At 70.3% G+C, this 12,690-nt stretch carries 2 protein-coding genes; both read left to right on the forward strand.

All coding sequences use genetic code 11. From position 1 onward, the window contains the following. Positions 1 to 11,000 (forward strand): type I polyketide synthase (locus ABD793_RS42300; protein ID WP_344869505.1); only part of this gene is annotated, 11,000 nt, incomplete at its 5' end. Positions 11,001 to 11,006: 6 nt separating this feature from the next. Further along, positions 11,007 to 12,690: type I polyketide synthase (locus ABD793_RS42305; protein ID WP_425548858.1), on the forward strand; the 1,684-nt coding region annotated here is incomplete at its 3' end.

The raw sequence follows: 12,690 nt of genomic DNA on the forward strand, positions 1-12,690 counted from the left end.
GTTTTGCGGTGATGGTGGGTTTGGCGGCGGTGTGGTTGTCGGTGGGTGTTGAGCCGGATGTGGTGGTGGGGCATTCGCAGGGGGAGATTGCGGCGGCGTGTGTGGCGGGTGTGTTGTCGTTGGGGGATGCGGCGAAGGTGGTGGCGTTGCGTAGTCAGGTGATTGCGGCGGAGTTGTCGGGGTGTGGCGGTATGGCGTCGGTGGCGTTGAGCGAGGACGAGGTGGTTGCGCGGCTGGAGCGGTGGGGTGGTCGGGTGGAGGTGGCTGTGGTGAATGGTCCTTCGTCGGTGGTGGTTGCGGGTGATGTTGAGGCGTTGGATGAAGCCCTTGATGTGCTTGACGACCAGGGTGTGCGGATCCGTCGGGTGGCGGTGGATTATGCGTCGCATACCCGGCAGGTGGAAGCTGCTGGCGATGCATTGGCCGACATGCTGGCGGGGGTTGAGGCGCGGGCGCCGGTGGTGCCGTTTTATTCGACGGTGACTGGTGGTTGGGTGGAGGACGCTGGTGTGTTGGATGGTGGGTATTGGTATCGGAATTTGCGTCGGCAGGTGCGGTTTGGTCCGGCGGTGCTGGATTTGTTGGGTCAGGGTTATCGGGTGTTTGTGGAGGTGAGTGCGCATCCGGTGTTGGTGCAGTCGGTGAGTGAGGTGGTTGATCGTGCGGAGGGTGTTGACAGTGCCGAGGTAGTGGTGACTGGGTCGTTGCGGCGTGATGACGGTGGTTTGCGGCGGTTGCTGACGTCGATGGCCGAGTTGTTCGTGCGTGGTGTACCGGTGGACTGGTCCGGGGTGCTGCCGCCGTCCAGGCGGGTCGACTTGCCGACGTATGCCTTCGATCACCAGCACTACTGGCTCCAGCCGGCCGCTCGGACGGACGCGGTGGCGCTGGGACAAGCGGCGGCTGATCATCCGCTGCTCGGTGCGGTCGTCAGCATGCCGGACTCGGCCGGTCTCCTGGCGACGTCCCGGTGGTCGCTTCGTACACACCCGTGGCTCGCGGATTACGCGGTTTCCGACGTCGTCGTGGTGCCGAACGCGGCGTTGGTCGAGCTGTCCATCCGGCTCGGTGATCTGGCCGCCGCTCCCGCCCTCGACGAACTGAGCATCGATACGCCGGTCGTGCTGCCGCGGCAAGGCAGCCGCAGCATCCAGGTCGTCGTCGGTGAACCCGACGAAAGCCGTCGACGGTCGGTGGACATCTACTCCCGTGCCGCGGACGCCCGACTCGACGCGCAGTGGACACGACATGCCCACGGCACGCTCTCGCCGGCTCTCGCCGAGGTGACTGCCTCCGACGCCGGGACCATCACGGAAGTTGCACTGGACGGAGCCGCACTGCGTGAGGCTGACCGATACGGGATCCACCCCGTCCTGCTGGACGCCGCTGTCCGCACGGTGGTCCCCGACGGCGCGCTCCCGTCCACGTGGACCGGGGTTTCACTGCTGGCGTCGGGCGCCACCGCGCTGAACGTGACTTCGACCGCGGGCCTGCGGCTGACCGACCCCACGGGGCAGCCCGTCCTGACCGTCGAAGCGGTCCAAAGCACGCCGTTTTCCCCGGAACAGGCAGGCATCACCGGCACGTCGCCGCACGACGCACTGTTCCGGGTCGAGTGGACGGAACTACCGCTTCCGGCAGTGGACCGAGCTCTCGACGTGGTGCCGGTGACGACCGGCGAGGACGTCGTTGCCGCAGCTGCTGCCGCGCCGGAAGTCCTGCGGTACGAAGCCACCGCCGCCGATCCGCGGGTGTCGGTCAGCGCGGCCCTCGCGGTGCTCCAGGCCTGGCTGGCCGAACCCGCGCTCGCGGAGACCAGGCTGGTCGTGCTTACCGGGGACAGTGCGGAACTCGGCGCCGCCGCGGTGTGGGGCCTGGTGCGCTCGGCACAGTCCGAACACCCCGGCCGCATCGTGCTGGCAGAGCTCGACGACCGGTCCGCCCTGCCCGCCGTGGTGCTCAGCGGCGAACCGCAGGTGCGGATGCGCAACGGTGTCGCAGAGGTACCACGGCTGGCGCGCGTGCCGGAGCCACGGGAAGCACGTCCGCTCGACCCGGCAGGCACCGTGCTGATCACCGGCGGTACCGGCACACTCGGTGCACTGACCGCGCGGCACCTCGTCACCACGCACGGCGTCCGGAATCTGGTGCTGGTCAGCCGCCGCGGTGAAGCCCCGGAACTCCACGACGAGCTGACCGCGCTGGGTGCATCCGTCACCATCGCCGCGTGCGACGTGGCGGACCGGACCGGGCTCGAAGCCGTCCTGCACGCCATCCCGGCCGAGCACCCGCTCACCGCCGTGGTGCACGCCGCCGGGGTCCTTGACGACGGGGTGCTCACCGAGCTGACGCCGGAACGTGTCGACACCGTGCTGCGGCCGAAACTGGACGCGGCGTGGCAGCTGCACGAGCTCACCAGTGACCTGGACCTTGCCGCGTTCGTGCTGTTCTCCTCGGCGGCAGGCGTGCTGGGCAATCCCGGGCAGGCCAACTACGCCGCGGCCAACGCTTGCCTGGACGCGCTGGCGCAGCACCGGCAACGCCTCGGCCTGCCCGCGGTGTCCATCGCCTGGGGCTACTGGTCGACGGCCAGCGGCATGACCGGGCATTTGGGCGCCGCGGACCTGCGACGCAACCAGCGGATCGGCATGGCGGGTCTCTCCGCAGCCGAGGGAACGGCTCTGCTGGACGCCGCCATGGGTACCGACGGTGCACTGGTGGCGGCGAAGTTCGAGCGGACCGCGGCAGAGGTTCCGTCGCTGCTGCGCGGGCTGGTTCCGGCGTCGCGACCGGTGGCTGCCGCGGTGTCCGGGCCGGCTTCCCCGACCGAGCGGATGGCCGCACTCGGTGCCGCCGAACAGGCCGAGGCCGTGCTCGACCTGGTGCGGCGGCATGCGGCCGAGGTACTCGGACACGCAGACGTGGACGCGGTCCACCCCAACCGGACGTTCCGGGACGCCGGATTCGACTCGCTGACCGCGGTGGAGCTGCGGAACCGGCTGGCCGCCGCGACCGGGCGCACCCTCTCCACGGCGATGATCTTCGACTACCCGAAGCCCACCGCACTCGCCGAACACTTGCGCGCCAAGCTTTTCGGCGGCGGAACGCGGCATCCGGCCGAGCCGGGCACCACCACCGCCCCTGCGGACGAACCGATCGCGATCGTCGCGATGTCGTGCCGTTTCCCCGGCAGCGTGCACAGCCCGGAGGACCTGTGGCGGGTGGTGGCCGACGGCGTCGACGCGGTCACCGAATTCCCGCGTGACCGCGGCTGGGACACCGACCGGCTCTACCACGAAGATCCCGACCACGAAGGCACCACCTACGTCCGCCACGGTGCCTTCCTCGACGACGTCGCCGGCTTCGACGCCGCCTTCTTCGGCATCTCGCCGAACGAGGCGCTCGCCATGGACCCGCAGCAGCGGCTGCTGCTGGAGACGTCGTGGGAGCTGTTCGAACGGGCCGCGATCGACCCGACCACGCTGGCCGGACAGGACGTCGGCGTGTTCGCCGGGGTCAACAGCCACGACTACAGCATGCGGATGCACGGGGCAGCCGGCGTCGAGGGATTCCGGCTCACCGGTGGTTCGGGCAGCGTTCTCTCCGGCCGTATCGCCTACCACTTCGGCTTCGAGGGGCCTGCCATCACGGTGGACACCGCGTGCTCGTCGTCGCTGGTGGCACTGCACCTGGCGGCGCAGTCGCTGAACCGCGGCGAGTGCTCCATGGCGCTGGCCGGCGGCGTGATGGTGATGGGCACCGTGGAGACCTTCGTCGAGTTCTCCCGGCAGCGAGGACTGGCCCCCGACGGCCGGTGCAAGGCGTTCGCGGACGGTGCGGACGGCACCGGCTGGTCCGAGGGCGTGGGAGTGCTCCTCGTGGAGCGGCTGTCCGATGCCCGCCGCCACGGCCACCAGGTACTGGCCGTGCTGCGCGGATCGGCGGTGAATTCCGACGGTGCGTCGAACGGACTGACCGCGCCGAACGGCCCCTCGCAGCAACGGGTGATTCGCACAGCGCTGGCCGGATCCGGCCTCAAACCGTCCGATGTGGACGCAGTGGAGGCGCACGGCACGGGCACGACGCTCGGTGATCCGATCGAGGCGGAGGCGCTGCTGGCGGCCTACGGTCAGGAACGGCCGGACGCGCAGCCGTTGTGGCTCGGGTCGGTGAAGTCGAACATCGGCCATACGCAGGCGGCCGCGGGCGTCGCGGGTGTGATCAAGATGGTGCTGGCCATGCGGCACGGCGTGCTGCCCCGGACGCTGCACGTGGACCAGCCGTCGTCCCATGTGGACTGGTCGGCCGGTGCGGTGGAACTGCTGACCGAGACCCGGGACTGGCCGCGCAACGGCCGTCCGCGCCGGGCCGGGGTGTCCTCGTTCGGTATTGGCGGCACGAACGCGCACGTCGTCCTCGAAGAGGCGCCGGACCAGCCGGTGACCCGGGAGCCGGTACCGGAGCCAACCGGCCACCCGGTGCCGGTGCTCGTGTCGGCGTCGACGGCGGCCGGACTGCGTGGCCAGGCCGGACAGCTCGCCGGTTTCTTCGACGCCCGGCCCGACGTGCGCCTCATCGATGCCGGGCACGCGCTCGCCACCACGCGTGCCCAGCTCGAGCACCGGGCTGTCGTCCTCGCGTCCGACCGGCAACAGCTCGCTGCGGACCTGAGCGCCTTCGGCCGGGGCGAAGCGCACGGCATCGTGTCCGGCACCCCGGTCACCGGCAAGCTGGCCTTCCTTTTCACCGGACAGGGCAGCCAGTGGGTCGGCATGGGACGTGCGCTTGCCGAGAGGTTCCCGGTTTTCCACGACGCGTTAACCGCCGCGTGCCAGGCGGTGGAAGAGCACCTTTGCCAGCGCCCGCTCCGCGAAGTGATGTGGTCGTCCGACAGTGCACTGCTCGATCAGACCAAATACACGCAGGGCGCTCTGTTCGCGGTGGAAACCGCACTGTTCCGGCTTTTCGAGTCCTGGGGTGTGCGGCCGGACCTCGTTGCCGGTCACTCGATCGGCGAGATCGCCGCCGCGCACGTGTCCGGGGTGCTGGACCTGGCCGAGGCCGGCAAGCTGGTCGCCGCGCGCGGCCGGCTGATGCAGAACCTGCCGGAAGGCGGCGCGATGGTCGCCGTTCAGGCGACCGAGGCGGAGGTCGCGGCCCTGCTCGAACAGGCGCCGGGCGCGGTCTGCATTGCGGCGGTGAACGGTCCCGACGCGGTGGTGGTCTCCGGCACCGAGGACGGCGTGCTCGCCGTTGCCGGTGAGCTGGCCGGCCGCGGCCGCAAGACGCGACGGTTGCGGGTCAGCCACGCTTTCCATTCCCCGCTCATGGAGCCCATGCTCGAGGAGTTCCGCGCGGTCGCGGAAAGCCTGTCGTACCGGCCAGGTGCCCTGACCGTCGTCTCGACACTGACCGGTGAACCCGGGCAGCTCGACACGCCGGACTACTGGGTCGACCAAGTGCGGAACGCGGTGCGGTTCGGCGATGCCGCCAGGTCGATGCGCAGCCAGGGCGCCACGACGTTCCTCGAACTCGGGCCCGGTGGGGCACTCGCGGCGATGGCGCTCGGCACGCTCGGCGGGCCGGAGCGCAGTTGCGTCGCCACCTTGCGCAAGAACGGCGAGGAGGCCGTCGACGTCCTGAGCGCGCTCGCGGAACTGCACGTGCGGGGCGTGGCCGTGGACTGGACGGCAGTGCTCGACCGGCCGGTCACGGCGGTCGGGCCGGACCTGCCCACCTATGCCTTCCAGCACAAGCGGTACTGGGTCGAATTCGACGACGCGCCGGTGCACCTCGCGGAAGCGCGCACGGTGGTGGATGTCCCGGAGGAGGACGGCACCGACGACTCGATCGCCGGCCGGCTGGCCGGATTGTCCGCCGCGGAGCAGTACCGGCTGGTGCTGGAGCTGGTCGAGGAGAGCACCGCGGTCGTGCTCGGCCATCGTGAGCCGGATGGGTTCGACGTGGACCAGTCCTTCAAGGGGCTGGGATTCGACTCGCTCAGCGCGGTCAAGCTCCGGAACCGGCTGCGTGACTTCACCGGCGTGGACCTGCCCAGCACCTTGGTCTTCGACTATCCGACGCCCACCGCTCTCGCCGACCACCTGCGGGCCGAACTGCTCGGGGAAGCCCCGGCGGTGCCCGGACCGGCGACGACGGCAACGTCCTCCGACGAGCCGATCGCGATCGTCGGGATGAGCACGCGGTTGCCGGGCGGCACGGACAGTCCCGAGGAGCTGTGGAACCTGGTCGCACAGCAGCGGGACGCGGTGTCCGGGTTCCCCGTCGACCGCGGCTGGGACCTGACGGGGCTTTACCATCCGGACCCCGCCCACCCGGGCACGAGTTACACGCGCACCGGTGGATTCCTGCACGACGCGGCACAGTTCGACGCCGGACTGTTCGGGATTTCGCCGCGGGAGGCACTCGCCATGGACCCGCAGCAGCGCCTGCTGCTGGAAACCTCGTGGGAGGCGCTGGAAAGGGCGGGCGTCGACCCGCTTTCCACGAGGGGCAGCGACGTCGGGGTGTTCACCGGAATCGTCCACCACGACTACGTGACCCGGTTGCGCAAGGTGCCCGAGGACGTCCAGGGCTACGTCATGACCGGTACGTCGTCGAGTGTGGCGTCGGGCCGGGTGTCCTATGTGTTCGGTCTGGAGGGTCCTGCGGTCACGGTGGACACGGCCTGTTCGTCGTCGCTGGTGGCGATGCACCTTGCCGCGCAGGCGCTGCGGCAGGGCGAGTGTTCGATGGCGCTGGCCGGCGGTGCAACGGTGATGGCCAGTCCGGATGCCTTCCTGGAATTCTCGCGTCAGCGTGGGTTGTCCGCTGACGGACGGTGCAAGGCGTATTCGGACGGCGCGGACGGCACCGGCTGGGCCGAGGGCGTCGGTGTGCTGGTCCTGGAACGGCTTTCGGTGGCACGCGAACGCGGCCACCGGGTGCTGGCGGTGGTGCGCGGCAGTGCGGTGAACCAGGACGGTGCGTCGAACGGCCTGACCGCGCCGAACGGTCCGTCGCAGCAGCGGGTGATCCGTGCCGCGCTGGCCGGTGCCGGACTTTCACCGTCCGATGTGGACGCAGTGGAAGGGCATGGGACCGGCACCGCACTGGGTGACCCGATCGAGGTGCAGGCATTGCTGGCCACCTACGGGCAGGGCCGGGAAAACCCGTTGTGGCTGGGTTCGCTGAAATCGAACATCGGGCACACGCAGGCGGCCGCGGGCGTTGCGGGGGTGATCAAGATGATCATGGCAATGCGGCACGGTGTTCTGCCGGCCACCTTGCACGTGGACGAGCCCACGAATCAAGTGGACTGGTCGGCCGGTGCGGTGGAGCTGCTGACCGAGCCGCGGGAGTGGCCGCGCAACGGACGTCCGCGCCGGGCCGGCGTCTCCTCCTTCGGGGCCAGCGGCACGAATGCGCACCTGATCATCGAGGAAGCACCCGCCGACGAGGCCGGGCCGGATCGCGAGTGGCCGGCAGGATCGGACCCCTCCGCCGCACTCGTCACTGCCGCGGAAGAGCCGGCGCCGGTGGTACCGCTGGTGGTGTCCGCACGTAGTACCGCTTCGCTTTCCGGCCAGGCCGGACGGCTGGCTGCGTTCATCGAGGATGCCGGGTCGCCGGCGAGCGTGGCCGGCACGCTGGTTTCGAGCCGGGCGGTGCTGGGTGAGCGCGCGGTGGTGGTGGCCGGTTCGGACGACGAGGCGCTGGCCGGGTTGCGGGCGTTGGCGCGCGGCGAGCACGCACCCGGCCTCGTGACCGGAAGCGCGGGAAAACCGGGCAAGCTCGTGTGGGTGTTCCCCGGCCAGGGCTCGCAATGGGTGGGGATGGGCCGGGAACTCCTGGACTCTTCGCCGGTTTTCGCCGACCGGATCAAGGAATGCGCTGCCGCGCTGGAACAGTGGACCGACTGGTCGTTGATCGAGGTGCTGCGCGGTGAATCCGATCTGCTGGATCGGGTCGACGTGGTGCAGCCGGCCAGCTTCGCGGTCATGGTGGGACTGGCCGCGGTGTGGACGTCGATGGGGGTGGTACCCGACGCGGTGGTGGGACACTCCCAGGGGGAGATCGCCGCGGCCTGTGTGTCGGGTGCGCTCTCGCTCGACGACGCGGCGAAGGTCGTGGTGTTGCGCAGCAAGGCAATCGCCACGGAACTCTCCGGTCGCGGTGGGATGGCTTCGGTCGCGTTGGGTGCGGAAGACGCGCTCACGCGGTTGGCGCCGTGGGCGGAACGGGTCGAGGTGGCGGCGGTCAACAGCCCGTCCTCGGTCGTGCTCGCGGGTGATGCCCATGCGCTGGACGAAGCGCTGGAAGTGCTCTCCGGAGACGGTATCCGGGTACGGCGGGTGGCCGTGGACTACGCCTCGCACACCCGGCACGTGGAGGACATCCGCGACGTGCTCGCCGAGGCATTGGCGGAAGTGCGTGCGCAGGCACCGGTGGTGCCGTTCTACTCCACCGTCATCGGTGACTGGGTGGAAGACGCCGGTGTCGTCGACGGCGGGTACTGGTACCGGAACCTGCGTCAGCAGGTGCGGTTCAGCCCGGCGGTAGCCGAGCTGATCACGTTGGGCCACACGGTGTTCGTGGAGATCAGCGCGCATCCGGTGCTGGTCCAGCCGATCACCGAGACCGCAGACGGCGCCGAGGGCGAGGTGGTGGTGGCCGGGTCACTGCGGCGGGACGACGGTGGTCCGCGGCGGGTGCTGGCTTCCGCGGCGGAGCTGTTCGTCCGGGGCGTTGCGGTGGACTGGTCCGGGATACTGCCCGCGTCCGGCTGGGTGGACCTGCCGACGTATGCCTTCGACCGAAGGCACTTCTGGCTGCACGAAGCCGAATCGGACACCGACGCTGCGGACGTGGCCGAGGGTGCCGACGCCGAGTTCTGGGCCGCCGTCGAACAGTCCGATGTGGATTCTCTCGGCGAACTGCTGGAGATGGCGTCGGCCGATCAGCGCAGTGCCCTTGGCGCGGTCGTTCCCGTACTGGCGCAGTGGCGGGGAAGGCGCCGCGAGCGTTCGACCGCGGAGAAGCTGCGTTACCACCTCACGTGGCAGCCGCTCGATCGTGAAGTGACCGGTGTGCCGAGCGGCCGTTGGCTGGTCGTCGTTCCGGCCGGTCTCCCGCAGGACAGTGCCGCCGGCGCACTCCTGCAGGAGCTGACCGGTCAGGGACTCGGCATCGTCCGGCTGGAACTCGACGAGTCCGACACCGTCCGGGAACGGCTCGCCGAGCGCCTCGCCGGGGTACTGGCCGAGCACGACCTGACCGGAGTGCTGTCCCTGCTGGCACTGGACCATGCGGCAGCGGACCCGGCCGCGATCACGGCGTCGACGCTCGCATTGGTCCAGGCGCTGGGCGATGGCAACGCCACCCAGCCGTTGTGGTGCCTCACCTCGGGTGCGGTGAACATCGGCATCCAGGACACCGTCACCGCGCCGGCCCAGGCGTCGGTGTGGGGTCTCGGCCGCGCCGTCGCACTGGAACGCCTCGACCGGTGGGGCGGCGTGATCGATCTGCCCGCCGCAGCCGATCCGCGCGCGGCCCAGTACCTGCTCGGAGTGCTGAACGGTGCCGGTGATGAAGATCAGCTCGCGGTCCGGCGGTCCGGTGTGTACGGCCGGAGGCTGGTCCGCAAGCTCGTGCCGTCCGGTGCGGGCCGGTGGGAGCCCCGCGGCACGGTGCTGGTGACCGGCGGTGCCGAAGGACTGGGCAGGCACGCCTCGGTGTGGCTCGCGCTTTCCGGCGCCGAACGGCTCATCGTCACCACCACCGGGCACGCGCCCGGCGAGAGCGTGCCGGAACTGCGCGCTGAATTGGCCGATCTTGGGCTCACCACGGCCGTGGAGTCCTGCGCAGACGCCGACCGGGACGAGATCTCGCGGCTGGTCTCCGCGTCGGCCCCGCAACAGCCGCTGACCGCAGTGGTGCACGCCGCCGACATCACCCAGACCAGCTCCGTCGACGACACCGGGGTATCCGATCTCACCGAGGTGTTCGCGGCCAAGGTGTCCACCGCGATGTGGCTGGACCAGCTGTTCGAGGACACCCCGCTCGACGCGTTCGTGGTCTTCTCCTCGATCGCGGGGGTGTGGGGCGGCGGTGGCCAGGGCCCGTCCGGCGCGGCGAACGCTGTCCTCGACGCACTCGTCGAATGGCGCCGGGCCCGTGGCTTGAAGGCGACGTCGATCGCCTGGGGCGCTCTCGACCAGATCGGTATCGGGATGGACGAGGCCGCGCTCGCCCAGCTTCGCCGCCGGGGTGTGCTCCCGATGGCGCCCCAGCTGGCGGTGACCGCGATGGTGCAGGCGGTCGGCGGCAACGAGAAGTTCGTAGCGGTGGCCGATATGGACTGGGGTGCCTTCATCCCCGCGTTCACTTCGGTCCGGACCAGCCCGCTGTTCGCCGATCTGCCGGAGGCGAAGGCAGTGCTCCAGCCGTCGCAGGACGGCAGCGAAGACGGAGACACCGCGGCGTCGCTCGCGGAGTCGTTGCGGGCGGTCCCGGATGCCGAACAGAGCCGCATCCTGCTCCGGCTGGTCCGCGGGCACGCCTCGACGGTGCTCGGCCACGGCGGCGCGGAGGGCATCGGCCCGCGCCAGGCGTTCCAGGAGGTCGGCTTCGACTCGCTGGCCGCGGTCAACCTCCGCAACAGCCTGCACGCGGCCACCGGGCTGCGGCTGCCCGCGACGCTGATCTTCGACTACCCCACCCCGGAGGCGCTGGTCGGCTACCTGCGTGCCGAACTGCTCCGGGAAGCCGACGACGGCGTGGAAGGGCGGGAGGACGACCTCCGGCGGGTCCTCTCCGCGGTGCCGTTCGCCCGGTTCAAGGAGGCCGGCGTACTGGACACCCTGCTCGGGCTCGCCGAGGCGGAATCCGCCGCGGACGCGCCGGGCACCGAGGCACCGCCCGCCGCGGACGACGTGGAACTGATCGACGCACTGGACATCACCGGGCTCGTGCAACGGGCTTTGGGCAAGACGAGCTGACCGATGGTGAACGAATCGTGGAGGATGGGTATGTCGGCCCCAGACGAGCAGATCGTTGAGGCACTGCGCGCTTCGCTGAAGGAGAACGCCCGGCTCGAGCAGGAGAACAACGCGCTGGCCGCGGCTGCCGCGGAGCCCATTGCGATCGTTTCCCTCGGCTGCCGGTACGCCGGTGGAATCCGTGGCCCGGAGGACTTCTGGCGCGTGGTGTCCGAGGGCGCGGACGTCTACACCGGCTTCCCGGAGGACCGCGGCTGGGACGTCGAAGGGCTCTACCACCCGGACCCGGACAACCCGGGTACGACGTACGTGTCCGAGGGCGCCTTCCTGCACGATGCGGCGCAGTTCGACGCCGGGTTCTTCGGCATCTCGCCGCGGGAAGCCGTGGCGATGGATCCCCAGCAGCGGCAGCTGCTGGAGGTGTCCTGGGAGACCCTCGAACGGGCCGGTATCGACCCGCATTCGGTGCGGGGCAGCGATATCGGCGTGTTCGCCGGGGTCGTGCACCAGGACTACGCCCCCGACCTCAGCGGGTTCGAGGGCTTCATGAGCCTGGAGCGCGCACTGGGCACCGCGGGCGGTGTCGCATCCGGACGGGTCGCCTACACACTCGGGCTAGAGGGCCCCGCGGTGACTGTGGACACCATGTGCTCCTCCTCGCTCGTGGCGATTCACCTTGCCGCACAGGCACTTCGCCGGGGTGAGTGCTCGATGGCACTCGCCGGTGGCGCGACGGTGATGGCCACCCCGGGCGGGTTCGTCGGCTTCGCACGGCAGCGAGCACTTGCTTTCGACGGGCGCTGCAAGTCCTACGCCGCGTGTGCAGACGGCTCCGGCTGGGCGGAAGGCGTGGGCATGGTGCTGCTGGAGCGGCTGTCGGTGGCTCAGGAGCAAGGACACCAGGTGCTGGCGGTGATCCGCGGCAGCGCGGTGAACCAGGACGGTGCGTCGAACGGGTTGACCGCGCCGAACGGTCCGTCGCAGCAGCGGGTGATCCGCAAGGCGTTGGCCGGCGCCGGGCTTTCGCCGTCCGATCTGGACGCAGTGGAAGGCCACGGCACGGGCACGGTGCTCGGCGACCCGATCGAGGTGCAGGCGCTGCTGGCCACTTACGGACAGGGGCGCGACCCGGAACAGCCGCTGTGGCTCGGTTCGGTCAAGTCCGTCCTCGGGCACACGCAGGCGGCGTCCGGCGTGGCCGCGGTGATCAAGATGGTGCTGGCGCTGCAACACGGGGTGCTTCCGGCGACGCTCGGCGTGGACGCACCCAGCCCGCAGGTGGATTGGTCGACCGGTGCCATCGAGCTGCTGACCGAGGCAAGGGAGTGGCCGCAGAACGGGCATCCGCGCCGGGCCGGGATCTCCGCATTCGGGGCCAGCGGCACCAACGCGCATTTGATCGTGGAGGAAGCGCCGGTGGTGGAGCCGGAACCGGTTGTTGAGGTGCCGGTGCCGGTGGGTGTGGTGCCGTTGGTGGTGTCGGCGCGCAGCACTGCTTCGTTGGCGGGGCAGGCGGGTCGGTTGGCGGATTTCATCGAGGGCGGCAGCGATGTGCCGCTGTCCGATGTGGCTGGTGCGTTGGTGTCGGGTCGTGCGGTGTTGGGTGAGCGTGCTGTGGTGGTGGCTGGTTCGGACACCGAGGCGTTGGCGGGGTTGCGTGGGTTGGTGAATGGGGAAAGCTCGGCTGGTT

Origin of the sequence: Amycolatopsis ultiminotia (assembly GCF_039536925.1) — a bacterium.
Taxonomy (GTDB): Bacteria; Actinomycetota; Actinomycetes; order Mycobacteriales; family Pseudonocardiaceae; genus Amycolatopsis; species Amycolatopsis ultiminotia.